This window comes from Streptomyces candidus (genome assembly GCF_014207445.1).
Classification (GTDB): Bacteria; Actinomycetota; Actinomycetes; order Streptomycetales; family Streptomycetaceae; genus Streptomyces; species Streptomyces candidus.
In genome coordinates, this window is the sequence record NZ_JACHEM010000001.1 from 651,445 (window position 1) to 677,683 (window position 26,239).

General features: G+C 69.9%; 20 protein-coding genes, 2 tRNA genes and 1 pseudogene. 5 read left to right on the top strand and 18 right to left on the bottom strand.

Annotated elements, in window-relative coordinates:
- Window positions 1-28: 28 nt before the first annotated feature.
- The 8 genes from rodA to folC form a co-directional block, all read right to left on the bottom strand.
- Window positions 29-1,231 carry a rod shape-determining protein RodA gene (rodA, locus tag HNQ79_RS02870; RefSeq protein ID WP_185026416.1) on the bottom strand — a complete coding sequence of 401 codons (1,203 nt, stop codon included), beginning with the start codon at window positions 1,229-1,231 and terminating at the stop codon, window positions 29-31.
- Window positions 1,231-3,462, bottom strand: coding sequence for a penicillin-binding protein 2 (mrdA, locus tag HNQ79_RS02875; RefSeq protein WP_185026418.1), 2,232 nt, complete (start codon window positions 3,460-3,462; stop codon window positions 1,231-1,233). Before mrdA ends, rodA begins: the two co-directional genes overlap by 1 nt.
- Before the next feature lie 61 nt (window positions 3,463-3,523).
- Window positions 3,524-4,189: a rod shape-determining protein MreD gene (gene mreD, locus HNQ79_RS02880; protein ID WP_185026420.1), complete on the bottom strand. Its 666-nt coding sequence runs from the start codon at window positions 4,187-4,189 to the stop codon at window positions 3,524-3,526.
- A gap of 12 nt (window positions 4,190-4,201) precedes the next feature.
- Window positions 4,202-5,278, bottom strand: a complete 1,077-nt coding sequence (gene mreC, locus HNQ79_RS02885) for a rod shape-determining protein MreC (protein WP_185026422.1) — start codon at window positions 5,276-5,278, stop codon at window positions 4,202-4,204.
- Window positions 5,279-5,428: 150 nt separating this feature from the next.
- On the bottom strand, window positions 5,429-6,448 hold the full coding sequence (locus HNQ79_RS02890; protein WP_185026424.1) for a rod shape-determining protein: 1,020 nt from the start codon (window positions 6,446-6,448) through the stop codon (window positions 5,429-5,431).
- A gap of 328 nt (window positions 6,449-6,776) precedes the next feature.
- Complete coding sequence (gene ndk, locus HNQ79_RS02895; RefSeq protein WP_185026426.1) at window positions 6,777-7,190, bottom strand: nucleoside-diphosphate kinase; 414 nt, start codon at window positions 7,188-7,190, stop codon at window positions 6,777-6,779.
- A gap of 219 nt (window positions 7,191-7,409) precedes the next feature.
- On the bottom strand, window positions 7,410-7,754 hold the full coding sequence (locus HNQ79_RS02900) for a DUF4233 domain-containing protein (RefSeq protein ID WP_185026428.1): 345 nt from the start codon (window positions 7,752-7,754) through the stop codon (window positions 7,410-7,412).
- Between the two features lie 7 nt (window positions 7,755-7,761).
- The gene (folC, locus tag HNQ79_RS02905; RefSeq protein WP_185026430.1) at window positions 7,762-9,291 is read right to left on the bottom strand and encodes a bifunctional tetrahydrofolate synthase/dihydrofolate synthase; all 1,530 of its coding nucleotides are present in this window, start codon (window positions 9,289-9,291) and stop codon (window positions 7,762-7,764) included.
- A gap of 151 nt (window positions 9,292-9,442) precedes the next feature.
- Here folC and HNQ79_RS02910 point away from each other — a divergent pair, with 151 nt between their 5' ends.
- Window positions 9,443-10,504, top strand: coding sequence for a rod shape-determining protein (locus tag HNQ79_RS02910; RefSeq protein WP_268253533.1), 1,062 nt, complete (start codon window positions 9,443-9,445; stop codon window positions 10,502-10,504).
- A gap of 152 nt (window positions 10,505-10,656) precedes the next feature.
- Here HNQ79_RS02910 and HNQ79_RS02915 read toward each other — a convergent pair whose 3' ends face one another.
- Window positions 10,657-11,814: a sensor histidine kinase gene (locus tag HNQ79_RS02915; RefSeq protein ID WP_185026434.1), complete on the bottom strand. Its 1,158-nt coding sequence runs from the start codon at window positions 11,812-11,814 to the stop codon at window positions 10,657-10,659.
- A gap of 154 nt (window positions 11,815-11,968) precedes the next feature.
- A complete protein-coding gene (locus HNQ79_RS02920) occupies window positions 11,969-14,590 on the bottom strand; it encodes a valine--tRNA ligase (RefSeq protein ID WP_185026436.1) in 2,622 nt (873 codons plus the stop codon).
- Between the two features lie 137 nt (window positions 14,591-14,727).
- Between HNQ79_RS02920 and HNQ79_RS02925 the strand changes: the two genes are divergently transcribed.
- The gene (locus tag HNQ79_RS02925; protein ID WP_185026438.1) at window positions 14,728-15,696 is read left to right on the top strand and encodes a hypothetical protein; all 969 of its coding nucleotides are present in this window, start codon (window positions 14,728-14,730) and stop codon (window positions 15,694-15,696) included.
- Between the two features lie 99 nt (window positions 15,697-15,795).
- Here HNQ79_RS02925 and clpX read toward each other — a convergent pair whose 3' ends face one another.
- The 5 genes from clpX to HNQ79_RS02950 all read right to left on the bottom strand — a co-directional run bounded on the left by clpX (window position 15,796) and on the right by HNQ79_RS02950 (window position 20,667).
- Window positions 15,796-17,091, bottom strand: a complete 1,296-nt coding sequence (gene clpX, locus HNQ79_RS02930; protein WP_185026440.1) for an ATP-dependent Clp protease ATP-binding subunit ClpX — start codon at window positions 17,089-17,091, stop codon at window positions 15,796-15,798.
- 184 nt (window positions 17,092-17,275) lie between these two features.
- Window positions 17,276-17,959 (bottom strand): ATP-dependent Clp protease proteolytic subunit, encoded by a 684-nt coding sequence (locus tag HNQ79_RS02935; RefSeq protein ID WP_308437312.1) that lies wholly within the window; start codon window positions 17,957-17,959, stop codon window positions 17,276-17,278.
- A gap of 68 nt (window positions 17,960-18,027) precedes the next feature.
- Entirely contained in the window at window positions 18,028-18,645 is a 618-nt protein-coding gene (locus tag HNQ79_RS02940; protein ID WP_373312408.1) for an ATP-dependent Clp protease proteolytic subunit, read from the bottom strand.
- A 333-nt stretch (window positions 18,646-18,978) separates the two neighbouring features.
- Entirely contained in the window at window positions 18,979-20,385 is a 1,407-nt protein-coding gene (gene tig, locus HNQ79_RS02945; protein WP_185026442.1) for a trigger factor, read from the bottom strand.
- Window positions 20,386-20,590: 205 nt separating this feature from the next.
- Window positions 20,591-20,667: transfer RNA gene (locus HNQ79_RS02950), tRNA-Pro, on the bottom strand.
- Window positions 20,668-20,825: 158 nt separating this feature from the next.
- On the opposite strand from HNQ79_RS02950, the gene HNQ79_RS02955 reads away from it, so the two are divergent.
- A tRNA-Gly gene (locus HNQ79_RS02955) sits at window positions 20,826-20,896 on the top strand.
- A gap of 108 nt (window positions 20,897-21,004) precedes the next feature.
- Here HNQ79_RS02955 and HNQ79_RS02960 read toward each other — a convergent pair.
- Window positions 21,005-21,199, bottom strand: a complete 195-nt coding sequence (locus HNQ79_RS02960) for a hypothetical protein (RefSeq protein ID WP_185026444.1) — start codon at window positions 21,197-21,199, stop codon at window positions 21,005-21,007.
- 227 nt (window positions 21,200-21,426) lie between these two features.
- Here HNQ79_RS02960 and HNQ79_RS02965 point away from each other — a divergent pair, with 227 nt between their 5' ends.
- Entirely contained in the window at window positions 21,427-22,635 is a 1,209-nt protein-coding gene (locus HNQ79_RS02965; protein ID WP_185026446.1) for an acyltransferase family protein, read from the top strand.
- A 148-nt stretch (window positions 22,636-22,783) separates the two neighbouring features.
- Here HNQ79_RS02965 and HNQ79_RS02970 read toward each other — a convergent pair whose 3' ends face one another.
- Window positions 22,784-23,926, bottom strand: a complete 1,143-nt coding sequence (locus HNQ79_RS02970; protein ID WP_185026448.1) for a PP2C family protein-serine/threonine phosphatase — start codon at window positions 23,924-23,926, stop codon at window positions 22,784-22,786.
- 106 nt (window positions 23,927-24,032) lie between these two features.
- On the opposite strand from HNQ79_RS02970, the gene HNQ79_RS02975 reads away from it, so the two are divergent.
- On the top strand, window positions 24,033-25,307 hold the full coding sequence (locus tag HNQ79_RS02975) for a GNAT family N-acetyltransferase (protein WP_185026449.1): 1,275 nt from the start codon (window positions 24,033-24,035) through the stop codon (window positions 25,305-25,307).
- A gap of 38 nt (window positions 25,308-25,345) precedes the next feature.
- Here the strand turns inward: HNQ79_RS02975 and HNQ79_RS02980 are convergent.
- A pseudogene (locus HNQ79_RS02980) lies at window positions 25,346-26,176 on the bottom strand (Fpg/Nei family DNA glycosylase); the annotation flags it as partial.
- Between the last annotated feature and the right edge of the window lie 63 nt (window positions 26,177-26,239).

Below are 26,239 nucleotides of genomic sequence, written 5' to 3' on the forward strand. Positions count from 1 at the left end.
TCCGCAAACGGGTTGCGGGCAGCCGGTGTTACGCGGTCATCGGGCGCTGCAGCCGGATCGACTGGAGCAGGCCGACCGCCACCCACACGGCGAACATCGAGGAACCTCCGTACGAGACGAAGGGCAGCGGCAGGCCGGCGACCGGCATGATGCCGAGCGTCATGCCGATGTTCTCGAAGGACTGGAAGGCGAACCAGGCGATGATGCCGGCGGCGACGATCGTGCCGTACAGCTCGGTCGTCTCGCGGGCGATGCGGCAGGCCCGCCACAGGACGACGCCGAGCAGCAGGAGGATGGCTCCCGCGCCGAGGAAGCCCAGTTCCTCCCCGGCCACCGTGAAGACGAAGTCGGTCTGCTGCTCGGGGACGAACTGGCCGGTGGTCTGCGAGCCCTTGAAGAGTCCGGTGCCCAGGAGGCCGCCGGAGCCGATCGCGATGCGCGCCTGGTTGGTGTTGTAGCCGACGCCCGCCGGGTCCAGTTCGGGGTTGGCGAAAGCGGCGAACCGGTTGATCTGGTATTCGTCGAGCAGTCCGAGCACGGCCACCAGGACCGCGCCGAGGACACCCGCCCCGACCAGGCCGAAGATCCACCGGTTGGAGGCTCCGGACGCCAGCAGCACTCCCAGGATGATCATGGCGATGACCATGACCGAGCCGAGGTCGGGCATCAGCATGATGACCGCGATCGGGGGGACCGCCACGCACAGCGCCTTGAGGACCGTGAGGTGGTCGGGGTGCTGCTGATCGCCCGCGTCCACCCGCGCGGCGAGGAGCATCGCCATGCCGAGGATGATCGTGATCTTGGTGAATTCGGACGGCTGGAGGGAGAAGCCGCCGCCGATGACGATCCACGCGTGCGCGCCGTTGACCGTCGCGCCGAGCGGGGTGAGCACGGCCAGGACCAGGATGACGGACAGCCCGTACAGGACGGGGACCGCGCCCCGCAGGGTGCGGTGGCCCAGCCAGATCGTGCCGACCATGAGCGCGAAGCCTATGCCGGTGTTGAGCAGGTGACGGAAGAAGAAGTAGTACGGGTCGCCGTGGTTGAGGGTGTCGCGGTTGCGGGTCGCCGACCACACCAGCAGCGAGCCGATGCCCGACAGGGCGATCGCGGACAGCAGCAGCGGCCAGTCGAGCCTGCGGACGAGGGAGTCGCGGGCGGCGAGTTTGGCGAAGGCGCCGCGCTCGGGGGCGTAGCGGCGGACGGAGAATCCGTGGGCGGTGCCTGCCATCAGTCGCTCCCCTGCATGGTGTCGCGGGCGGCCGTGCCGGCGCCCCGGCCTGCGGGGCCCGCGGTGCGCTGGGTGCCGTTCGCACCGGGTCCCGCGAGCGCCTCGGCGGGCTGCTCCTTGGGTTCGGGCACGTACGGCTTGATCTCGGGGGCCTCGATGGAACCGTCCGGCTGGATGGTGGGGAGGTTCTTCTGCGGCTCGGGCAGAAGTGCCTTCTTCGGGTCGAACTTCCCTGTCTGGTCGAGTCCGTACAGGGCGTTGTAGATCTTTCGCACGGCGGGCCCGGACGCGCCGGAGCCGGTGCCGCCCTGGGAGATCGTCATGACGATCGAGTAGTCCTCGGTGTACGTGGCGAACCACGAGGTGGTCTGCTTGCCGTAGACCTCCGCGGTGCCCGTCTTGGCGTGCATCGGGATCTTGTCCTGGGGCCAGCCCTGGAACCGCCAGGCGGCGGTTCCGCGGGTGGCGACTCCTTCGAGAGCACCGTCTATCAGCTTGTGCGTGGCCGCGGTGATGGGCAGCTTCCCGCGTACCTCGGGCTTGATCTCGCGGACCTGTTTGCCGTCGGCGCTGATGACGGCCTTGCCGACGGACGGGGTGTGCAGGGTGCCGCCGTTGCCGATGGCCGCGTAGATCGACGCCATCTGTATGGGCGTCACGAGGGTGTCGCCCTGTCCGATGGAGTAGTTGACGGAGTCACCCGCGCGCATCCGGTTGCCGTCGATGCAGTTCTCGAAGGCGATCTTCTGGACGAAGTCGCCGTCCTTCTTGCCCTGCTTGCACCAGGCGTCCTTGTTGGCCTCCCAGAAGCGCTGCTTCCACTGCCGGTCGGGGACGCGGCCGGGGACCTCGTTGGGAAGGTCGATGCCGGTTTCCTTGCCGAGGCCGAACTGGTGGGCGGTCTTGTAGAACCAGTCCTTGGCGTCCTTCTTCGGCTTGGTGCCGCCGTCGCGCTGCCACTGCTGGTGGGCGAGGGCGTAGTAGACCGTGTCGCAGGAGACTTCGAGGGCGCCGCCGAGGCTGATGTTGCCGTGGCCCTTGGATTCGTAGTTGGTGAAGGTCTGGCCGCCGATGGAGTACGAACTGGGGCAGGGGTAGCTGGCGTTGAAGTCGTATCCGGCGTTGACGGCGGCGGCCGTCGGGATGACCTTGAAGATCGAGCCGGGGGCGGCCTGGCCCTGGATGGCCCGGTTGAGGAGGGGGAAGTTGGAGTTCTTGCCGGTGAGGGCGGCGTAGTCCTTGCCGGAGATGCCGCCGACCCAGGCGTTGGGGTCGTAGGTGGGGTTGGAGGCCATCGCGACCACGCGGCCGGTCTTGTTCTCCATCACCACGACGGCGCCCGCGTCGGCCTTGTAGTTGGTGTTGGTGTTCTTGTCGAAGGCCTTGCGGGCCTCCTTCATCGCGTCGAGCAGTTCGTACTCGGCGACGGCCTGCACGCGGGCGTCGATGCTGGTGACGACGTTCGCGCCGGGCTTGGCCTTGTCGGCCTTGGCGAGGCCGATGACGCGGCCCAGGTTGTCGACCTCGTACCGGGTGACGCCGGCCTTGCCGCGCAGGTCCTTGTCGTACGTGCGCTCCAGCCCCGAGCGGCCCACCTGGTCGGAACGCAGGTACGGGGAGTCGGAGTCCTTGGCCTTCTCGATCTCGGCGTCGGTGACGGGCGAGAGGTAGCCGAGGACCTGGGCGGTGTTGGCCTTGCCGGGGGCCGCGTAGCGGCGCACCGCGGTGGGCTCGGCGGTGATGCCGGGGAAGTCCTCGGCGCGCTCGCGGATCTGCAGGGCCTGCTGGGTGGTGGCCTTGCTGGTGACGGGGATCGGCTGGTACGGGGAGCCGTTCCAGCAGGGCTGGGGGGTCTTCGCGTCGCACAGGCGCACCTTGTCGGCGACGTCCTTGGGCGACATGTCGAGGACGTCGGCGAGCCGGGCGAGAACCGCCTTGCCGTCGTCCTTCATCTTCATGAGTTCGGTGCGGGACGCGGAGACGACGAGTTTGGTCTCGTTGTCGGCCAGGGGGACGCCGCGGGCGTCCAGGATGGAGCCGCGAACGGCGGGCTGCACGACCTGCTGGACGTGGTTGTTCTTCGCCTCGTCGGTGTACTCCTGGCCGTTGCGGATCTGGAGGTACCACAGGCGCCCGCCCAGGGTGAGCAGCAACGAGAAGACGAGGACCTGGAGGACGACGAGCCGGATCGTGACGCGGGAGGTCCGGCCGGTCTCGGGGATGTTGGTCACCGCGGGCCCCCTGCGGGGTTGGGGCCGGCGGGCCGGGGGGCGGGCCCCGGTCGGTGCGGCGTCACAGGCGCTTCACTCCCTTGATGCGTCCGGCGCGCTGGGCGCGGTTTCGGGCGGCGCGCAGTCGCAGGCCGCCCTTCTGCTGGCCGATGCGCAGTCCCGTGCCGGAGGAGAGCCAGCCGGCGGAGACGTCGGCGCCGGAGGACGACGACTCGGAGAGGGGGTCGTTCTCGGCGCGCCTGGCGAGCGCCATGATGCCGGGGACGACGAACGGGGCGAGGAGCAGATCGTAGAGCGCCGCCGTGAACAGCAGTCCGCCGAGGCCCACGTGGCGGGCGGCGGTGTCGCCGACGAGGGAGCCGACGCCCGCGTAGAGAAGGGTGGAGCCGATCGCGGCGGCGACCACGACGAGCATCGGCGCGGTGGCGGAGCGGAGGCGTCCGTTCTCGGGCTTGGCGAGTCCGGCGAGGTAGCCGATGAGGCAGAGCACGAGGGCGTAGCGGCCGGCGGCGTGGTCGGCGGGCGGCGCGAGGTCGGCGAGGAGGCCGGCGCCGAAGCCGATCAGGGCGCCCCCGACGTGTCCGTACACGAAGGCCAGGCCCAGTACGACGAGGAGGGTCAGGTCAGGTACCGCGCCGGGGAGTTGCAGTCTGGCGAGGACGGTGACCTGGATGACCAGGGCGACGACCACCAGGGCGGCGGAGAGCAGAATCCGGTTGATGCGCATCAGGTTCAGCTCCTACTGGCCGGCGGCGTTGCCGTCGCCGTTGCCGTTGCCGTTGCCGTTGTTCGCCGCGTTTCCGTTGTTGGCCGCGTTTCCGTTGTTCGCGCCGTTTCCGTTGTTCGCGGCGTTTCCGTTGTTGGCGGCGTTTCCGTTGTTGGCGGCGTTTCCGTCCGGGTCGCCGCCGGCCGGGGGCGACGGGGTGACCGTGACGGTGACGGTCGGGGCCGGCTTCGGCTTGCTGGGCAGGACGGTGTCGCGGGGATCGGTACGCGGGGCCTGGACGACGACGCCGACGAGGTCGAGCCTGGTGAAGCCGACGTACGGACGGACGTAGACCGTACGGGTGAGGTCGCCGCCGGAGGGGTCCACCCGGATCACTTCGCCGACCGGGACACCCGGCACGAACGGCTTCGCGGCGCGCGAGCCGAAAGTCACCAGGCGGTCGCCGGGCTTGACCTTGGCCTTGCCGTTGAGGAACTGGACACTGAGCGGGCGGTCGCCCTGCCCGTTCGCGAAACCCAGTTCGTTGGTCTTCTCCATGCGGGTGCCGACGGTGAACTTGGGGTCGTTGGCCAGCAGCACGGTCGCCGTGTCGGGGCCGACGGTGGTGACGCGGCCGACGAGTCCGTCGGTGTTGAGGACGGTCATGTCGCGCTGGATGCCGTCGTTGCTGCCGACGTCGATGGTGACCGTCCAGGAGAAACCCTGGGCCGCTCCTATCGCGATGACCTCGGCGCCCTTGATCCCGTACTGCCCGGCGCCCGCCTTCTTCAGCATGCCGTCGAGCTCGCGCACCCGGCTCTGATTGCGGTCGTCGCTGCCGAGCCGCAGTCGCAGTTCCTGGTTGTCCCGCTCGAGTGCTTTGACCTGGTCGTGGGTCTCCCCCGACTTCCGTACGGCGCCGATCGCGTTGCCGATCGGGTCGACGGCGGTGGCGACGCCCTTCTCCACCGGCCCGAGGGCCGTGGCGGCGGCCCGGCGGGCACCGTCGACCGGGGAGTCCTCCCCGCCGCGGATGTCGACCGTGATCAGCGCGAACGCTACGGCGATCAGCAGCACCAGGAGCAGCCGGCTCTCTCGTGTGTCCCTCACGTGCGGCGGCCGTGCCTTCCTTTTCGGAGAAGTTTCGTATGCGTCTATATCAACGATCCGCCGCACGGGACGACAGACCCCGTACGGCGGATTCCCGACCCGGTCGGCGTCCGGGGCCGGCAGGTGGCCCCGGACGGATTTCCGGTTCTGCTATCTGCGCGGCTGGGCGTCCAGGACCTGCTGGAGGGCCTCGAACTCCTCCACGCACTTGCCGGAGCCCAGTGCGACGGAGTCCAGCGGGTCCTCGGCGATGTGGATCGGCATGCCGGTCTCCCGGCGCAGCCGCTCGTCCAGGCCGCGGAGCAGGGCGCCGCCGCCGGTGAGGACGATGCCCCGGTCCATGACGTCGCCGGAGAGTTCCGGCGGGCACTTGTCGAGCGTCGTCTTCACGGCGTCGACGATCGCGTTGACCGGCTCCTCGATGGCCTTGCGGACCTCGGCGGCGGAGATGACGACGGTCTTCGGCAGGCCGGAGACGAGGTCGCGGCCCCGGATCTCGGTGTGCTCGTCCTTGTCGAGGTCGTATGCCGAACCGATGGTGATCTTGATCTGTTCGGCGGTGCGCTCACCGAGGAGGAGGGAGTACTCCTTCTTGATGTGCTGGATGATCGCGTTGTCCAGCTCGTCGCCCGCGACGCGGATCGACTGTGCCGTGACGATTCCTCCGAGGGAGATGACGGCGACCTCGGTGGTGCCGCCGCCGATGTCCACGACCATGTTGCCGGTGGCCTCGTGGACGGGCAGGCCCGAACCGATGGCCGCGGCCATGGGCTCTTCGATGATGTGCACCTGGCGGGCGCCGGCCTGCGTGGACGCCTCGATGACGGCGCGACGCTCGACCCCTGTGATACCGGAGGGCACACAGACGACGACGCGCGGGCGCGCCAGGTAGCGACGCTTGTGGATCTTCAGGATGAAGTAGCGGAGCATCCGCTCGGTGATCTCGAAGTCGGCGATCACGCCGTCCTTCAGGGGCCGTACGGCAACGATGTTGCCCGGTGTACGGCCGATCATCTTCTTCGCCTCGGAGCCGACGGCGAGGATGCCGCCGGTGTTGGTGTTGATGGCGACGACGGAGGGCTCGTTGAGGACGATGCCCTTGCCCCTGACGTACACCAGCGTGTTGGCGGTCCCGAGGTCGACAGCCATATCACGGCCGATGAACGACATTGGTTCCCTCTTCTTCCCCATGAGGATACGTCGGGCCTTCCCGAGTGGAGCGTGTGATGGCTTGAATCGGTAGGCGAAGTGGGTGGTGCGCTGAAGCTGCTGGCGCGGTGGGTCCATCGTAGTGCCGCATGTACGGTCACCGCGCGAGGGTCCTTCGCCATTGTGGGCGGAACGAGCACCCGCCTCAGTAATGGTGACGCCGTGTCGGGGGGATGCGTTCCCTTCCGCACGGTGCATATGCCGAAGGGCGACCGAATTACTTCGGTCGCCCCAGGCCGTGGGAGCTGTTCGGCTGACTTCACGTCAGGAAGAGCGTCCGGTGTCCGGGTCAGACAAGCCCCGGAAAGAACAGCTTGAGCTCGCGTTCTGCGGATTCCTCGGAGTCCGAGGCGTGGATCAGGTTCTCCCGGACGATGGTGCCGAAGTCACCCCGAATGGACCCGGGCGCTGCGGCAATCGGGTCGGTGGGACCCGCCAGCTGGCGTACACCCTCGATGACCCGCTCGCCCTCGACGACGAGCGCGACGACCGGGCCGGAGGACATGAACTCCACGAGGGGCTCGTAGAAGGGGCGTCCCACGTGCTCGCCGTAGTGCTGCTCCAGAAGGGCCCTGTCCAGGCTGCGCATCTCCAGCGCGGTGATCGCCCATCCGGCCTTGCGCTCGATGCGGCCGATGACCTCGCCCACGAGTCCGCGGCGGACGGCGTCGGGCTTGAGCAGGACGAGGGTGCGCTGGGTCATGTACGGCTCCTTGCAGGCATGCGTATGCGTTTGGCCAGAGGTTACAGGGAGCGCCCATTGGAGTGGCACCCGGACCTGTGCGCCACGGTGCACGCCGCACGGCCGGGGATCACGGCGCCCGGTAGGCGCCGGAAGGGAAGTGGGGATCCACTCCCCGTTTCGGCGGGCGGTGGCCGGCTGCCGTGACACGAAGGCGCCTGCTCCGGCCGCTGCAGCCGCTTATGCCTCCGTCTGCGCCTGCGCCGCCCACCGTGCCTTCGCTTCGTCGATCTTGCGGCCGTAGTGGACGGACGCCCACCACAGTCCGCCGAAGACCACACCGAGGAAGAACATGACGGGCACCCAGAAGCCGCTGACGATCAGTCCGGCCTGAAGCGCCCAGCCGAGCTGGAGTCCCCCGGGCCGCGTGATCATTCCGCAGAGCAGGACGGAGAACAGCATCGCGACGCCGCACACCGTCCAGACCGTGGTCATCGACAGGGCGTCGGACTTCATCGCGACCAGACCGGCGAAGCCGATGACGAAGAACTCGCCGATAAGTGTGGAAGCACAGAGCGTACGCACGTCGGTCTCAGCCCCTTCCCAGCAGCAGCCGGGCCTCTCCGACAGTGATCACCGATCCGGTGACGAGGACTCCGCCGCCGGAGAACTCCCCGTCCTCCTCGGCGAGGGTGATCGCCTCCTCGATGGCGTCGTCGAGCCGAGGCTCGACCTGGACGCGGTCCTCGCCGAAGACCTCGACGGCGATCTGCGCGAGTTCGTCCACGTCCATGGAGCGCGGGGTGGAGTTCTTCGTGACGACGACCTCGGCGAAGATCGGCTCGAAGGCTTCGAGGAGCCCCCGTACGTCCTTGTCGCCGCTCGCGCCCACGACGCCGATCAGCCTGCTGAAGCTGAACGCCTCGCTGACCGCGTCCGCGGCCGCCCGCGCGCCCGCCGGGTTGTGCGCGGCGTCCAGGACGACGGTGGGGCTGCGCCGTACGACCTCCATGCGGCCGGGGGAGGTGACGGACGCGAACGCCTTGCGGATGGTGTCGATGTCCAGGGTGCGGGCGTGCTCCGCGCCGATGCCGAAGAACGCCTCGACGGCGGCGAGCGCGACGGCCGCGTTGTGCGCCTGATGGGCGCCGTGCAGCGGGAGGAAGATCTCCTCGTACTCGCCGCCGAGACCGCGCAGGGTGACCAGCTGGCCGCCGACGGCGACCTCCCGGGCGACGACACCGAACTCCATGCCCTCGCGGGCCACCGTCGCGTCCACGCCGACGGCCTTCTTCAGCATGACCTGCGCCGCGTCGACCGGCTGCTGCGCCAGGACGACGGTCGCGCCCTGCTTGATGATGCCGGCCTTCTCGCCCGCGATCTCGCCGGGCGTCGAGCCGAGGCGGTCGGTGTGGTCGAGCGAGATGGGGGTGACGACGGCGACGGTTGCGTCGATGACGTTGGTGGCGTCCCAGGTGCCGCCCATGCCGACCTCGACGACGGCCACGTCCACGGGCGCGTCGGCGAAGGCCGCGTACGCCATGCCGGTGAGCACCTCGAAGAAGGAGAGCCGGTAGTCCTCGGCGGCGTCGACCATCTCGACGTACGGCTTGATGTCCTCGTACGTCTCGACGAAGCGCTCGGCGCTGATCGGCAGGCCGTCCAGGCTGATGCGCTCGGTGATCGACTGCACGTGCGGGCTGGTGTAGCGGCCGGTGCGCAGCTCGAAGGCGCCGAACAGGGCCTCGACCATCCGGGCCGTGCTGGTCTTGCCGTTCGTGCCGGTGATGTGGACGGACGGGTACGCCTTCTGGGGCTCGCCCAGGACGTCCATGAGGGCGGCGATCCGGGTCACCGAGGGTTCGAGTTTGGTCTCGCCCCAGCGGCCCGCGAGCTCGGTCTCCACCGCGCGCAGCGCCTTGTCCACCTCGGGGTCCTGCGGGCGGCCGGGCGCGGCGTCGCCGGCCGGGACGGTGCCTTGGGCGCGCAGCGTGCGGCTGCCGGCCTCGATGACGGCGAGGTCGGGATCGCGCTGGGTCTCGGCCGCGACGATCTCCTCGAAGGCGGAGGCGTCGGGGGCGGGCTCGTCGGCGTGGTCGTCGTTCGGGGGGAGGTCGCTCACCCCGTCAGTCTACGGAGCCCCACCGGCAGTCCCCGACAGCCCCCGGCGGCGGGCGACCGTGACCTTCTCCCCTGCGCGGCCAGGACCTTTGGGCACAGCTGTACGAATGGAGTGTGTGACCCTGGTAGATCACGATTCGGGAGGTTTTCGAGTGAGCGACGAGACGACGTCGGCCGCCCCGCGCGGCCGGGGCAGCCGTGTCAGCCGGGACATAGGCATCGACCTGGGTACCGCGAACACCCTGGTGTACATGCGGGGGCACGGCATCGTCCTCAACGAGCCGTCGGTGGTGGCGGTGAAGGCGGGTTCCTCGACGGCGCTCGCCGTGGGCACGGAGGCCAAGGAGACGATCGGCCGCACGCCCGGTTCCATCACGGCGATCCGCCCGCTGCGGGACGGGGTGATCAGCGACTACGAGGCGGCGGAGGAGATGATCCGGCACTTCGTCCGCAAGGCGGTGCCCGGCCGCCGTCCGCGCACCCGCATGGTGGTGTGCGTGCCGAGCGGGGTGACGCCGGTCGAGCGGCGCGCCATCGTGCACGCGGCCGAGCGTGCGGGCGCTCGGGCCGTGCATCTGATCGAGGAGCCGATGGCGGCGGCGATCGGCGCGGGCCTGCCGGTGTCGTCGGCGCGCGGTTCGATGGTCGTCGACATCGGCGGCGGCACGACGGAGGTCGCCGTGATCTCTTTGGGCGGCATCGTGACCGCGCAGTCACTGCGGGTCGGCGGCGACCGGATGGATTCCGCGATCACCGAGTACGTGCGCAAGGAGCACCAGCTCCTCATCGGGGAGCGCACCGCCGAGGACATCAAGGTGGCGATCGGCACGGCGTGGCCCGTGCCCGACGATCCGGCGCTGGAGATACGGGCGTTCACGATCCGCGGCCGGCAGCGGGTGAACGGTCTGCCGATGACCCTCGACCTGACGGTGGCGGAGGTGCGGGCGGCGCTGGAGGAGCCCGTGGAAGCGATCATCGCGGCGGTGCGCGCGACCCTGGAGGAGTGCCCGCCGGAGCTGTCCGGTGACGTCATGGAGCACGGCATCGTGCTGACCGGCGGCGGTGCGCTGCTGCCGGGTCTGGACCTGCGGATCTCGGCGGCGACCGGCATTCCGGTACGGGTGGCGGACGCTCCGCTGGACTGTGTGGCGCTGGGGTCCGGGAAGTGCGTGGAGGACTTCGACGGCCTCCAGAGGCTCCTCGCGGCAAGCTGACGGGCTGACGGGCTGACGGGCTGACGGGCTGACGGGCTGACGGGCTGACGGGCTGACGGGCTGATCCTCCCGCCGCCGCCCGCCAGGCCGGACGCCTGCCCCGTCCGATGCTTCGTCCCACCGCCCGCGCCCGCGCCCGTGGCGTGACCGCGCTACTGGACCCCCGCCGGGAGTACCGCCACCACCCGGTACTCCCCGTCCCGGTGTCCCGACTCCAGCGTGCCGCCCATGGCCCGCATCCGTTCGTCCATCGAGAAGGTGCCGGTGCCCGCCGACACGGGCTGCTTGGCGGGCAGCGCGCGGGGCAGCCCGTTGACGACCTCCACGCGCAGGTGGACGCCGTCGAGCGCGATCCGTACCCGGACGGCCTCGCCGGGGGCGTGCTTGACGGCGTTCGTCAGGCATTCCTGGACGACCCGGTACACGGCCGCCTGCCGCAGCGGTGACAGCGCGGCGGCTTCCGCGTCGATGTCGAGCACGACGCGGCTGCCGGCCCGTTCGCCCTCGGCGGCCAGGACGGACAGGGCTTCGATGCCGGGGGTGGGGTCGCGTTCCCGGGCGCGCTGCACGATCAGCTCGTTGAGGATGCGGTGTGCTTTGCGGGCGGTGTCGGAGAGTTCGTCGAAGTCCTTCTGGTGGGCCTGGCCCCGGGCCCGTACGGCCAGCACCTCGGCGCGTACGGCGAGCAGCGTCAGCTCCCGTCCGACGAAGTCGTGCACGTCGCGCGCGACGGACGCCCGTTCCTGCTGGACGGCTCGCAGGGCGGCGGTGTGCGCCTTCTGGACCTCCAGTTCGCGGACGAGGTCCTGCCGGTTGGCGGCGACGCCGACGCCGGCGGCGAGGACTCCGATGGGCACGACGAGGCTCAGGAACTCCGGGAGCGTGTCCGCCTGCTTCTCGGGCCAGCGCTGGAAGAGGAACAGCAGGTACGCGCAGATGACGTACCCCGCCGTTGCCACGATCGCGGCGGCCCGCCCCCGGTACCGGCCGATCTTGTAGAGGGCGAACTGGATGAGGGTCAGTTCGTGCAGCCAGCCGAGCAGGCCGAGGGCGACGACGTACGGGATCCAGGGGAAGCGGCGGCGCAGCAGCAGCGAGGACGCGCCGAGGGCGAGGACGAGCGTGGCGGAGTAGCCGTTGAGGGGGTTGTCGCCCTCGGCCAGGCCGGGCACGTCCAGCAGCATCAGGCCGAAGCAGATCAGCGGGACGAACAGGTCGACGGTGTGCCGGTGGACCGTGCGGCTGTCCAGCCAGCGTCGGCCCACCGCCCAGGCCCGGTGTACCGGCGAGGCGGTGGGCTTGTCGTGCATACGCTCCATGATGCCGGGCCGTCCGTCCCGATACGGCGGGCTTCTGTCCCTTTGCACGTGATACGCGGCACTCGTCGCAGACGGTACGCAGGGGCCCCGCACCGGTGGATCTCGTGGTGCGGGGCGCCTGGGTACGGCGGGCGGGGTGCCGTGCCTACTGCTGCGGCAGTGCCTCGATCTGCGCGGTGATGCGCGCGATGTCGGCCTCCGCCTTGGCGAGCCGGCCGCGGATCTTGTCCACGACGTTGTCGGGTGCCTTGGCGAGGAACGCGTCGTTGCCGAGCTTGGCGTTGGCCTGGACGACCTCCTTCTTGGCGGCCTCCAGGTCCTTGGTGAGGCGCTTGCGCTCGGCGGCCACGTCGATGGTGCCGGACAGGTCGAGGGCGACGGTGGCTCCGGCGACCGGCAGCGACGCGGTGGCGTGGAAGCCCTCGCCGGCGGGCTGCAGGCGCAGCAGCTGGCGGATGGCCGCCTCGTGCGGGGCGAGCGCCGTGCCGTCCAGGTTCAGCTCGGCGGGGACCTTCTGGCCGGGCTGCAGGCCCTGGTCGGAGCGGAAGCGGCGGACCTCGGTGACGACCTGCTGGACCAGTTCGATCTCCTGCTCGGCGGCAGCGTCGCGGAAGCCGGAGTCGGCGGGCCAGTCGGCGATCACCAGGGACTCGCCGCCGGTGAGGTTGGTCCAGAGCGTCTCCGTGACGAACGGGACGACCGGGTGCAGCAGGCGCAGCATGACGTCCAGGACCTCGCCGAGGACCCTCGCGGACACCTTGGCCTGCTCGCCGCCCGCGAAGAACGTCGTCTTCGACAGCTCGACGTACCAGTCGAAGACCTCGTCCCACGCGAAGTGGTAGAGGGAGTCGCTGAGTTTGGCGAACTGGTAGTCGTCGTAGAACGCGTCGACGTCGGCGACGGTCTTGTTGAGGCGGGAGAGGATCCACCGGTCTACGGCCGAGAGCTGCTCGACGGGCGGCAGTTCGCCCTCGACGGTCGCGCCGTTCATCAGGGCGAACCGGGTGGCGTTCCAGATCTTGTTGGCGAAGTTGCGGGACGCCTGGACCCAGTCCTCGCCGACGGGCACGTCGACGCCGGGGTTGGCGCCGCGCGCCAGGGTGAAGCGGACGGCGTCGGCGCCGTACTTGTCCATCCAGTCGAGCGGGTTGACGACGTTGCCGAAGGACTTCGACATCTTCTTGCCGTTTTCGTCGCGGACCATGCCGTGGAAGGCGATGGTGCGGAACGGGACGTCGTCCATGGCGTACAGGCCGAACATCATCATCCGGGCGACCCAGAAGAACATCAGGTCGTAGCCGGTGACCAGGACGGAGTTCGGATAGAACTTCTCCAGCGACTCCGTCTTCTCCGGCCAGCCCAGCGTGGAGAAGGGCCACAGGCCCGACGAGAACCAGGTGTCGAGGACGTCGGTGTCCTGGTGCCAGCCCTCGCCGGTCGGTGCTTCCTCGCCGGGGCCGACGCAGACCATTTCGCCGCTGGGGCCGTGCCAGACGGGGATGCGGTGGCCCCACCACAGCTGGCGGGAGATGCACCAGTCGTTGAGGTTGTCGACCCAGTCGAAGTAGCGCTGCGTCATGTCGGCGGGGTGGATGTCGACGCGCCCGTCGCGGACCGCGTCTCCGGCGGCCTTGGCGAGCGTTTCGACCTTGACCCACCACTGCATCGACAGGCGCGGTTCCAGCGTCGTCTTGCAGCGGGAGCAGTGGCCGACGGAGTGGACGTACGGGCGCTTCTCGGCGACGATCCGGCCCTCGGCGCGCAGGGCGGCGACGATCGCGGAACGGGCTTCGAAGCGGTCCAGGCCCTGGAAGGGTCCTGCGGTGATGATGACGCCGCGCTCGTCGAGGACCTGGATGGTGTCCAGGTCGTGGCGCTGGCCGATGGCGAAGTCGTTCGGGTCGTGGGCGGGCGTCACCTTGACGGCGCCGGTGCCGAACTCGGGGTCGACGTGGGTGTCGGCGACGACCGGGATGGTGCGGTCGGTCAGCGGCAGCTTGATCCGCGTGCCGATGAGGTGGGCGTACCGCTCGTCGTCGGGGTGGACGGCGACGGCGGTGTCACCGAGCATCGTCTCGGCGCGGGTGGTGGCGACGACGATGGTGTTCTCGCCCTCGCCGTACTTCATGGAGACGAGTTCGCCGTCGTCGTCCTGGTAGTCGACCTCGATGTCGGAGATGGCCGTCAGGCAGCGCGGGCACCAGTTGATGATGCGCTCGGCGCGGTAGATCAGGCCGTCGTCGTACATCTTCTTGAAGACGGTCTGGACGGCCTTGGACAGGCCCTCGTCCATGGTGAAGCGGTCCCGGCTCCATGCCAGGCCCTCACCGAGGCGGCGCATCTGTCCGGCGATCTGCCCGCCGGACTCCGCCTTCCACTGCCAGACTCGTTCGACGAACGCCTCGCGGCCCAGGTCGTGGCGGGACTTGCCCTCCTTGGCGAGTTCGCGCTCCACGACGTTCTGGGTGGCGATGCCCGCGTGGTCCATGCCGGGCTGCCACAGCGTCTCGTAGCCCTGCATGCGCTTGCGGCGGGTGAGGGCGTCGATCAGCGAGTGCTCGAAGGCGTGGCCCAGGTGCAGGGAGCCGGTGACGTTCGGCGGCGGGATGACGATGGTGTACGCGGGCTTGTCGCTCTTCGCGTCGGCCTCGAAGTAACCGCGTTCCACCCAGCGCTCGTACAGCGGCCCCTCTACGTCGGCCGGCGCGTAGGTGGTCGGCAAGTCGGAAGTGGGTGCGGGCTGCGGAGTCTGAGAGTTCTCGGTCACGCGGCCAGTTTAAGGGCCCGGGGGTACCGCTTCGAAACGCGATTGTTCGGTAACAGTCGGGCCCCCGCGGGCCCTCCGGTCGCACCCTTCCGTCAGGATGTTCGGGACGCATAAGCATCTGGAGGGGAACCCAGTACATGAGCTACAACCAGCCGGGCCCGTACGGCGGCCAGCCACCGCAGCAGCCGAATCCGTACGGCGGCCAGCAGCCCGGCCCCTACGGCCAGCCGCCGCAGGGCCAGCCCGGCTACGGCTACCCCCAGCAGGCCCCGCCGCCGCAGGGCTACGGCTACCCGCAGCAGCCGCCGCCCCCGCAGCAGGGCTACGGCTACCCGCAGCAGCAGGCCCAGCAGCCGCCCTACGGCCAGCAGCCCCCGCAGGGCCCGTACGGCCAGCAGCCGTACCCGGGCGGCCAGCAGCCGAAGAAGAAGAAAACCGGTCTGATCGTAGGCCTTGCGGTGGTCGTCCTCGCCGCGGCGGGCGCGGGCGCGTACTTCGCCTTCTTCAACGGCATCTCCGACGACGGCCCGCACAGGCTGACCGCGTCCGAGACGGTGTTCGGCGGGACGTACAAGAAGCTCCAGAAGGGCGACGGGGCGTCGAAGGACGACAAGACCGTGCAGGAGTTCACCGCGGCGGGGGTCGCCGACGCGCAGCTGGTGGGCATGAGCTACTCGGACCTCGACCAGTCCAAGCTGAACCCGACGGACCCCTCCTCCCTCGAAAAGCTGAAAGCCGCCAAGATGGTGAGCTTCAACGGCGCCTACGGCAGGATCGCCGATCCCGAGAAGGCGCTGGACAACTTCTTCGCCAACCTCAAGGCGGACTCCGACGAGGGGGCCGCGAAGAACAAGGACGCGGCCAAGCTGCTGGGCAGCCCCGAGGACGTCAGCCCCAGCTCCCTCGGCAACGCCCTCATGAAGTGCCAGTTGCTGCAGGGCAAGAACAAGCAGACCAACGCGATGGTCACGTCCACCCTCTGCGTCTGGGCCGACTACAGCACGCTCGCCGCGGGCTACGCGTCCCACGGACAGCAGCCGCTGGGCATGGACGAGACCGCCGAGCAGGTCGCCAAGCTCCGCAACGACGTCCGCGTCAAGAACTGACGCCTACGTCACGGGAAGACCGGCACGAGACGAGGAGGGCCCGCCCGGTGGATTCCACCGGGCGGGCCCTCTCGTGCACCGTGCGTGACGCGCGGACCGCTACGCGGACTTCTCGTGCCGCCCGCCGTCACCCTTGCCGATGATCCGCGGCTCGCGCGGCACCAGGGTCGGGTTGACGTTGGAGTGGACGACTTCCTCCGTGATGACGACGCGGGCCACGTCCTTGCGGGACGGCACCTCGTACATCACCGACTGGAGGACCTCCTCCATGATGGCGCGCAGGCCGCGCGCCCCGGTGCCGCGCAGGATCGCCTGGTCGGCGATGGCCTCCAGCGCCGGGAGGTCGAAGTCCAGCTCGACACCGTCGAGTTCGAAGAGCTTCTGGTACTGCTTCACCAGGGCGTTGCGCGGCTCGATGAGGATCTTCAGGAGCGCCTCGCGGTCCAGGTTGTGGACCGAGGTGATGACGGGGAGACGGCCGATGAACTCCGGGATCATCCCGAACTTCACCAGGTCCTCGGGCATGATCTCCGAGAACTGGTCGCTGGCCTGGATCTCCCGCTTGGAGCGGATCGTCGCGCCGAAGCCGATGCCCTTGGCGCCGGCCCGCGACTCGATGATCTTCTCCAGTCCGGAGAACGCGCCGCCCACGATGAACAGCACGTTCGTCGTGTCGATCTGGATGAACTCCTGGTGCGGGTGCTTGCGCCCGCCCTGCGGAGGTACGGAGGCGGTGGTGCCCTCCAGGATCTTCAGCAGGGCCTGCTGCACGCCCTCGCCGCTCACGTCGCGCGTGATCGACGGGTTCTCGCTCTTGCGGGCGACCTTGTCGATCTCGTCGATGTAGATGATCCCGGTCTCGGCCTTCTTGACGTCGTAGTCCGCCGCCTGGATCAGCTTCAGCAGGATGTTCTCGACGTCCTCGCCGACGTACCCGGCCTCGGTGAGCGCCGTGGCGTCCGCGATGGCGAACGGGACGTTCAGCATCCGGGCCAGGGTCTGCGCGAGGAGCGTCTTGCCGGAGCCGGTCGGGCCGAGCAGGAGGATGTTGGACTTGGCGAGTTCGATCGCGTCGTCGCGGTTCGCTCCGCTGTTCTCGCCGGCCTGGACCCGCTTGTAGTGGTTGTAGACCGCCACCGAGAGGGCCTTCTTCGCGGGCTCCTGCCCGACGACGTACCCCTCCAGGAACTCGTAGATCTCACGAGGCTTGGGGAGTTCCTCCCAGCGGACCTCGCTGGTCTCGGCGAGCTCCTCCTCGATGATCTCGTTGCAGAGGTCGATGCACTCGTCGCAGATGTACACACCGGGACCTGCGATGAGCTTCTTCACCTGCTTCTGGCTCTTTCCGCAGAACGAGCACTTGAGCAGGTCTCCGCCGTCACCGATGCGTGCCACGAGGTGAATCCCCTTCGCCTGGGAGCCGCCGGGTGCAGCGACTCCTGGTGCCTCAAACTTCGACGGTACCTTGCCTTGCCCCCCGTTCGGGCCCCCCTTGGCACGGTTCACGCGTACGCGGACCGCATCGTGCGCCGGTGCCAAGGGGTGGGCAGGACCCGTTATGTCATGTCGCCGAGGCTGTTCAGGCCGCGGCCGCAGCCGTGGTCTTGCGCGTCGAGACGATCTGGTCGACCAGGCCGTACGCCAGGGCGTCGTCGGCCGTGAGGATCTTGTCGCGCTCGATGTCGTCGCGGATCTTCTCGATCGGCGTGGTGGAGTGCTTCGCGAGCAGGTCCTCCAGCTGGGTGCGCATGCGCAGGATCTCGTTGGCCGCGATCTCCAGGTCGGAGAGCTGCTCACGGCCGGTCTGCGAGGACGGCTGGTGGATCAGCACGCGGGCGTTGGGGAGCGCCATGCGCTTGCCGGGCGTGCCCGCGGCGAGCAGGACGGCGGCGGCGGAGGCCGCCTGGCCCATGCAGACCGTCTGGATGTCCGGCTTCACGAACTGCATCGTGTCGTAGATCGCGGTGAGCGCCGTGAAGGAGCCGCCGGGCGAGTTGATGTAGATCGAGATGTCGCGGTCGGGGTCCATCGACTCCAGGCACAGCAGCTGCGCCATGACGTCGTTGGCGGACGCGTCGTCGATCTGCACGCCGAGGAAGATCACGCGCTCCTCGAAGAGCTTCGCGTAGGGGTCGTACTCGCGCACGCCCTGCGAGGTGCGCTCGACGAAGCGCGGCACGATGTAGCGGTTGTCCACCTGCGGGCCGGTGTAGAGGCCGGAGGCGCTCTGGGCGGAGAGGTTGTTCATGTGGGTGTTCACCATCCTGGTGGCTTTCGGGCGTCTCGTCGTAGGACTGCTCGGTTGCGGGGGCGGGGCTGCCGGGGCCTGTCTCAGGCGCCGGTGCCGCCGCCGCCGGGAACGCCCGACGCAGCGGTGATGATCTCGTCGATGAGGCCGTAGTCCTTGGCCTCTTCGGCGGTGTACCAGCGGTCGCGGTCGCCGTCGCGGATGATCGTCTCGACGGTCTGGCCGGAGTGCCGGGCGGTGATCTCCGCCATGCGCGTCTTGGTACGCAGGAGGTACTGGGCCTGGATCTTGATGTCCGAGGCGGTACCGCCGATACCGGCCGAGCCCTGGTGCATCAGGATGTCGGTGTTCGGGAGCGCGAAGCGCTTGCCCGCGGCGCCGCCGGTCAGCAGGAACTGGCCCATGGAGGCCGCCATTCCCATGCCGATGGTGACGACGTCGTTGGGGATGTACTGCATGGTGTCGTACACCGCCATGCCGGCCGTCACCGAGCCGCCGGGGCTGTTGATGTAGAGGTAGATGTCCTTCTCCGGCTCGGCGGCCAGGAGGAGCAGCTGCGCCGTGATCTTGTTCGCGATGTCGTCGTCGACCTGCTGGCCGAGGAAGATGATGCGCTCGCCAAGAAGTCGGCTGTAGACCTGGTCGCCGAGGCCTCCACCGAGGGACGGCTCGCCGGCGGCGTAGGGCATCAGATTCGTCACGTATTCCACCTGCTCGTCTCTGACGGCTCCGGCCGTCTCAGCGTCTTTGTACGGGGAGTCGGGTATCCCACCCAACCCGCCTACTCATGGACCCTAACGCGCAGGTAGGACAACGCCATCCCGCTTCAGCAACTGTTCGCTGGGAGCGCAAGGTGGTGGGCTCAGGTGTACGTACGGGGCGGGCGGTGCGGGAGCGGTCGCCGTTCCGTGCGGCGGGGTGTCCCGCGGCCGCGGGGCGGTGGTGTGCGGCGGTACGACGGCGGGCCCGGACGCAACGTGTGCGTCCGGGCCCGCTGTCGTGCTCCGGAGCCGGTACAACTCCTGAGCCAAGGCCTACTTGGCCTCTACGGCGTCCTTGGGAGCCTCGTCCTCGGCGGACTCGCCCTCGGCGGCGGCGTCGGCCTCGACCGTCTCGGCGGTCTCGTCCTCGTCGTCGTCGAGCTCGACGAGCTCACCGTTGGTGTCCTTGACCGTGGCTGCCTCGACGACGACCGCGAGGGCCTTGCCGCGGGCGACCTCGCCGACGAGCATCGGGACCTGGCCGCCTTCGACGACGGCCTGGGCGAACTGGTCGGGGGACATGCCGGAGGACTGCGCGCGACGCATGAGGTGCTCGGTGAGCTCCTCCTGGTTCACGTTCAGCTTCTCCTTGTTGACCAGCTCGTCGAGGATGAACTGGGTCTTGATGCCCTTGACCGCCTGCTCGGAGGTCTCCTGGTCGAACTCTTCCTCGGTCTTGCCCTGGATCTCCAGGTACTTCGCGAGGTCGATGCCCATCTGACCGAGCTGGTGGTGCTCCAGGTTGTGCTTGCGGGTCTTGACCTCGTCCGCGAGCAGGTTCTCCGGGATCGGCACCTCGACGAGCTCGATGAGCTTGTCGAGCACGCGCTCCTGGGCCTGGGTGGCCTGGTCGTACTGCTTCATGTTCTCGAGGCGCTTGCGGCTGTCCGCCCGCAGCTCCTCCAGCGTGTCGAACTCCGACGCCATCTGGGCGAAGTCGTCGTCCAGCTCGGGGAGTTCACGGGCGGCGACGGCGGTGACCTTGACGGTGACCTCCGCGTCCTTGCCCTCGGCGGAGCCGCCCTTGAGCTGGGAGGTGAAGGTGGCCTCGCCACCGGCCTCCAGGCCCTTCACGGCGTCGTCGATGCCTTCGAGGAGCTCGCCGGAGCCGATGGTGTACGAGACACCCTCGGCAACGCCGTCCTCCAGGACCTCGCCGTCGACCTTGGCCTCCAGGTCGATCGTGACGACGTCACCGTCCTCGGCGGCGCGCTCCACCGGGTTGGTGGAGGCGAAGCGACCACGCAGGTCCTCGACAGCCTTCTCGACGTCCTCGTCGGAGACGGTGACGGCGTCGACCTCGACCTCGATGCCGGAGTAGTCCGGGATCTCGATCGACGGGCGGATGTCGACCTCGGCGGTGAAGGCCAGCAGTTCGCCGTCCTTCAGCTCCGTGATGTCGACCTCGGGCTGACCCAGCGGGTTCAGCTCACCCTCGTTGACGGCCTCGGTGTAGAACTTCGGGAGGGCGTCGTTGACGGCCTCCTCCAGCACCGCGCCACGGCCGAACCGCTGGTCGATGACTCGGTTCGGGATCTTGCCCTTGCGGAAGCCCTTCACCGTGACCTGCTGGTTGATCTTCTTGTACGCCGCGTCGAGGCTGTCCTTGAGCTCCTCGAAGGGCACCTCGATGCTGAGCCGAACCCGGGTCGGGTTCAGGGTCTCCACGGCGCTCTTCACGGTTCGGTCTCCTTGGTGGCTGACTTCTGGGGTTCTGCCGAACCGCTTCAGTTAGGGCGGTCCTGCTCATCGGCCCGGTATCAGACACACGGGCACGCAACCTGCATAGTAACGGCAAGCCGACGTGCTCCCACAATGCGATCTTGCGGGTGGACCCGGGAGAGCCCCGGAGGTGTACTGCGGGGCCCCGGTACAAAGATCCTGCTGGTCGGGGTGGCCGGATTCGAACCGACGACCTTCCGCTCCCAAAGCGGACGCGCTACCAAGCTGCGCCACACCCCGTCGGTGCGAGACGTAGGGTACATGGCCGCGGGCGCCGCGTCGGCCGCTTTACGACCCGCCGGTCGCCCCGACGGGAACGGGGGTGTGCGTCCACGTGCCATCACCCGCTACGATGTTCTCCGTACCCCGGTCGCCGCGGCGGCCTCGGGGGTGCGTGTGCGGGCGTAGCTCAATGGTAGAGCCCTAGTCTTCCAAACTAGCTACGCGGGTTCGATTCCCGTCGCCCGCTCTTGTGACCTCCGGCCCGGCGAGTTCTCTTCGCCGGGCCGGAGGTCTTTTCGCGTGGGGCGGCGGGTGGCCGAGAGTGCTCCCGGTCGTCCCGGCGGTGCGCCGGGCCTCAGAACTGGATGTTGTTGAGTGTGCTCGCCAGGGAGTTGAGGAACCGCTGTATGTCGTCGGCCATGCCGGTGGACGCGAGGAAGAAGCCGAAGAGCACGGCGACCACCGCCGGTCCCGCCTTGAGCGACTTGCCGCGTATCAACACCACGAGGACGACTGCCAACAGCAGCACCACTGACAGTGAAATGGCCACAACTGATCACACCCTTGGTCGGTCCGCCTTGCCGGCCCGGGGATACACGACCCAGTGCTTCCCCCGCCAGGCCATCGTGCCACCAACACCCCCGGCCTGGCTGCCGGGTGGCGGACAGTAGATGGCCGGATCGCATCCGTCGGCCGGTGGACACGTGCGGCGGAGGGGGCGGGTGCACCGGGCGTGTTAGCGTGACGCGGGGCCGGCCCCTCACTAGCGTGCCTCAGATGCTTCAGTCTCCCCTTGAGCACCAGAGAGCCGCTCTCCCTGCGCTTGACGAGGCGGCCCCGGCTCGTTGGCCGTCCCGGCCGAAGGCCCCGGATCCCTTGGCGGACAAGGGCGGTGCCGGGCGGGACGCGTTCTTCGACAACGCGAAGTACCTGGCCATCGTGCTCGTCGCGGTGGGGCACTCGTGGCCTCTGGTGCTGGCGGGGAGCAGGGCGACCGAGGCGCTCTACATACTGGTCTACGTCTTCCACATGCCGGCCTTCATCCTCATCTCCGGTTACTTTTCGCGGTCCTTCGACATGCGGCCGGAGAAGATGATGCGGCTGGTTTCAAGCGTTGCCGTTCCGTACGTGGTCTTCCAGACGGCGTACGCGGTGTTCTTCGCGACGACGGGCGACAGGGACGTCGCAGTGCGGCTGTTGTCACCGTATTTCCTGATGTGGTTCCTGATGGCGCTGTTCCTGTGGCGGCTGCTGACGCCGCTGTTCCGCGCGATCACGTGGCCGGTGCAGGTGTCGTTGCTGATCGCGGGAGCGGCCGCGGCGACGCCGGACATCTCGGGGCAGTTGTCGGCGCAGCGGGTGCTGCAGTTCCTGCCGTTCTTCGTGCTGGGTCTGCGGCTGCGTCCGGAGCACTTCCGGCTGGTGCAGCGGTGGCCGGTGCGGTGGGCCGCGCTTCCGGTCTTCGCGCTGTCCGCGGTGTTCCTGTACTGGGCGGCGCCGCGCACCCAGTTGGGCTGGGTCTACCGCAACCGGAGTGCGCAGTACATGGACCAGCCGTGGTGGCTGGGGGTGTTGACGACGTACGCGATGTTCGTGGCGGCGCTGGTGCTGACCGCGGGATTCCTGGCGTGGGTGCCGAGGCGGCGGATGTGGTTCACGGTGCTGGGCGCCGGCACGATCGGCGGCTATCTGCTGCACGGCTTCGCGGTCAAGTACGCGAGTTCCGCGCAGTGGGCCGAGACGTACCACCTGGGCACGCCGCTCGGACGGATCGCGGTGACGCTGGCCGCGGTGGCCCTGGTGACGGTGCTGTGCACACCGCCCGTACGGCGGGCGTTGCGGGTGGTGGCGGAACCGGACCTGTCGTGGGCGTTCCGCGGCGGCGCGGACGGGAGCGTGAGCGGGACCGGTTCGGGGAAGGCGGAGCAGCCGGAGGCGGCCGAGGAGCGCGACAGGGTGCCTGCGGGGGCCGGAGCGCGCCTCTGAGCGCACTTCGGGGCCCCTCTTCGCTCCCGGCGGTCGCGGCCCGGCCGAGGAGTGGCCGCACGTCGGGGCGGTGGGGGCCAGGACGGCGGCAAGGAGGGCTGCGGACAGGCCCACGAGGGCGCAGTGGGGACGCGTGGCGCGGGCGCCGTCAGTTGCGGCACAGGAGCAGCAGGGCGCGGTCGTCGTTGACGTCCTTGGCGACGGCTTCGATGAGGTGCCAGGCGGCGCCCTCGAAGCCCGCCGCGACGTAGCGGTCGGCCTCGCCGGTGAGCCGGTCGACGCCCTCGCTGATGTCCCGGCCGGGGGCTTCCACCAGGCCGTCGGTGAAGAGCATCAGGACGTCGCCGGGGGCCAGGACGCCCTTCGTGGGGTCGAACTCCGCTCCGTCGTACACACCGAGGAGGGGGCCCTCGCCCGACTTCTCCTCCCAGCGTCCGCTGCCCGCGTGCAGCTGGAGGGCGGGGAGGTGGCCGGCGGAGAGGAGTTCGTACTCTCCGGTCTCCAGGTCGAGGACGAGGTGGATGGAGGTGGCGAAGCCCTCGTCCCAGTCCTGGCGCAGCAGGTAGCCGTTGGCGGCGGGCAGGAAGTCGTGGGGCGGCAGGGAGCCGAGGAGGCCGCCGAACGCGCCGGAGAGCAGCAGGGCGCGGGAGCCCGCGTCCATGCCCTTGCCGGAGACGTCGGTGAGGACCACTTCGAGGGTGCGGCCGCCGTGGCCGGTACGGGCGGCGACGACGAAGTCGCCGGAGAAGGACTGGCCGCCGGCCGGGCGCAGCGCCATCTCGCTGTGCCAGCCCTTCGGCAGGGCGGGCAGCGCGCTCTGCACCCGGATGCGTTCGCGCAGGTCGAAGAGCATGGTGCCGCCGCGTCGCCACGGCACGCCGACCCTCGCCCGGAACTGGGCGAGGACCAGGCCGAAGAACCCGCAGGCGGCGACGGTGAGGACGACGCCGGGGGTGACCCGTGCGGGTCCCTGCGTGTAGGGGCCGAGCACCACGGATTCGACGATCAGCGCGGTCGCCGCCGCCGCGTACAGCCCCAGCAGGCTGGCCGGGCGGAGCAGCAGGCCGCCCGCGACGATCGGCAGGACCAGCGCGGCCGGGGCGCACCACACCGGCATCGCGATCGTTCCGAGGGCGATGGCGGGGACGGTCAGGAGCAGGAACGCGAGCGCGATCCAGTCGGAGCCGTCGCCACGGAAGTAGTCGACTCCGGATCTGCGCAGCCCGCCGCGGACCCGGTGCGCGGACTTGCGCAGCCGGGCCGTGTACGAATCGACTCTCGCGTGGCCCATTGCCGTGGACCTTATCCACCCGCGCGGGCGCCTCGCAGGGGGACCCCTGTGACATCGCGTTCGAAATGAGTGGCTTGTCATGGTGGGCCGTTGGTAGGCATGGCATATGACTACGGAACTGCGGACACTGTCTCCGGCCGAGTGGGACGGGTGGTACGGGACGCTGGAGCGGGCGTTCGGCGGCCTCGCGGAGAGCGCCGAGGAGCGGGCGCTGTGGCGCGACCTGGCGGAGTTCGACCGGTCGTTGGGCGTGTGGGACGGCGAAGCGTGCGTGGGCACCGCGGGTGCGTGCAGCTTCCGGATGTCCGTTCCCGGGGGCGCGCTGGTTCCGGCGGCCGGGGTGACCATGGTCAGCGTGGCGGCGACGCACCGGCGGCGCGGGGTGCTGACGCGGATGATGCGCCGGCAGTTGGACGACGTGCGGGAGCGGGGCGAGGCCCTCGCGGTCCTCACCGCGTCGGAGCCGGCGATCTACGGGCGGTTCGGTTACGGCGTGGGGGCGTTCGAGACGCGCGCGGAGATCGACACGGCGCGGGTGCACCTCGCGGTGCCGGACGGCACGGACGGGGTGCGGCTGCGGTACGCGCCGCTCGACGACGAGACCGTACGGCAGACGTGCGAGGAGATTTACGCGCGTGCCGTCCCGGGCCGTCCGGGGATGCTGGCGCGGCAGCCGGGCTGGGAGCGGGTCCCGCTGCTGGACCCGGAGATGGACAGGGGCGGTGCGTCGGCGCTCCAGTGCGTGCTGGCCGAGGACGCGGACGGCACGGTGCTGGGGTTCGTGCGGTTCCGGGTGCAGCCGCAGTGGGGGCCGGCCGGGGCGGAGGGGGTGGTAGTGCTGGAGGACCTGGAGGTGGCGGATCCGCGGGTGCCGCGCAGCCCCGGGGCCTCCAAGGACGCGCAGGCGTACGCGGCGCTGCTGCGGTTCCTCTTCGGCATCGACCTGACGTCGGCGCTGCGGGTCCGCTCGCGGCCGGTGGACGACGCGTGGCAGCATCTGGTGTCCGACGTACGGCGGTGCGCGCCGCGGCAGCGGGACTGGTTGCACGTGCGGCTGGTGGACGTCGGCGCGGCCCTGGAGGCCCGGACGTACCGGACGCCGGTGGACGTGGTGTTCGAGGTCCAGGACGCGTTCTGCCCGTGGAACGAGGGGCGTTGGCGGCTGGTCGGCGACGCGAAGGGCGCGGTGTGCTCGCGCACGGCGGACCCGGCGGAGGTGGCTCTGTCGGTTCGGGAGCTGGGTGCGGCCTACTTGGGCGGGGTGCCGCTCGTTTCGCTGGCGGCGGCCGGGCGGGTGCGGGAGCTGCGCGAGGGGGCGCTGGCGGAGGCGACGGTGGCGTTCGGGTCGGACGTGGCGCCGTGGCTGCCGCACGGGTTCTGAGAGCGGCTCGGCCGGCGGATGGTTTCCGTGAGCGAGGGCCCGGTGGACGGCGGCTGGCAGACGGGGCACCAGAAGAGGTTGCGGGCGGCGAGGTTGGCGGTACGGACCGGGGTGCCGCACAGGTGGCAGGGCAGGGCGGCACGGCGGTAGACGTACACCTCGCCCCCGTGGTCGTCCTTGCGCGGCGGGCGCCCCATCGCCTCGGGGAGGTGTTCGGGGCGGACGGTGTCGATGCGGTTGTCGCGCACGCCGTCGCGCATGAGGGCCCGCAGGTCCTGCCAGATCGCGTCCCACTGGCCGCGCGGGAGGCCGCGGCCGGGGGTGTACGGGTCGATGCCGTGCCGGAAGAGGACTTCGGCACGGTAGACGTTGCCGACGCCGGCGACGACGGCCTGGTCCACGAGGAGCCCGGCGATCGTCGTGCGGGACGCGCTGACGCGTTGCCACGCCCGGTCGGGGTCGGCGTCCGCGCGCAGCGGGTCCGGGCCGAGTCGGTCGTGGATCGCCTGCTTCTCGGGTGCGGTGAGGAGGGCGCAGGCGGTGGGGCCCCGGAGGTCCGCGGAGTGGGTGGGGGTCGCGAGGCGGAGGCGGATCGTGTCGGCCTTCGCGGGCCGGGCGGCCGCCGAGCGCTCGTCGTCGAAGGTGACCTTCCCGAAGAGTCCCAGGTGGATGTGGATCCAGCCGTACGGACCGAAACCGAGGAACAGGTGCTTTCCGTGGGCCTCGGTGGCGGTGAGGGGGTGACCGTCGAGCAGGGCGGCGGACTCGGCGAACTTGCCCTGGGGGCTGGTCACCTGGAGCGGGGTGCCGGGGGCGAAGCGGACGGAGTACTCGTGCGCGAGGCGGTGGATGGTGTGGCCTTCGGGCACGGGAACTCCTGCGGGGGCGGGGCGGGTCGTAGGGGTTGTCACGCCCAGGGGGGTGTGGGCGGC

Bases quoted from the DNA above. Each gene is read 5' to 3' on its own strand.
- rodA (WP_185026416.1), bottom strand. From the start codon at position 1,231: ATGGCAGGCACCGCCCACGGATTCTCCGTCCGCCGCTACGCCCCCGAG.
- mreD (WP_185026420.1), bottom strand. From the start codon at position 4,189: ATGCGCATCAACCGGATTCTGCTCTCCGCCGCCCTGGTGGTCGTCGCC.
- HNQ79_RS02890 (WP_185026424.1), bottom strand. From the start codon at position 6,448: ATGTCGTTCATCGGCCGTGATATGGCTGTCGACCTCGGGACCGCCAAC.
- ndk (WP_185026426.1), bottom strand. From the start codon at position 7,190: ATGACCCAGCGCACCCTCGTCCTGCTCAAGCCCGACGCCGTCCGCCGC.
- HNQ79_RS02915 (WP_185026434.1), bottom strand. From the start codon at position 11,814: ATGCACGACAAGCCCACCGCCTCGCCGGTACACCGGGCCTGGGCGGTG.
- HNQ79_RS02925 (WP_185026438.1), top strand. From the start codon at position 14,728: ATGAGCTACAACCAGCCGGGCCCGTACGGCGGCCAGCCACCGCAGCAG.
- HNQ79_RS02935 (WP_308437312.1), bottom strand. From the start codon at position 17,959: ATGGTGAACACCCACATGAACAACCTCTCCGCCCAGAGCGCCTCCGGC.
- HNQ79_RS02965 (WP_185026446.1), top strand. From the start codon at position 21,427: ATGCTTCAGTCTCCCCTTGAGCACCAGAGAGCCGCTCTCCCTGCGCTT.
- HNQ79_RS02970 (WP_185026448.1), bottom strand. From the start codon at position 23,926: ATGGGCCACGCGAGAGTCGATTCGTACACGGCCCGGCTGCGCAAGTCC.
- HNQ79_RS02975 (WP_185026449.1), top strand. From the start codon at position 24,033: ATGACTACGGAACTGCGGACACTGTCTCCGGCCGAGTGGGACGGGTGG.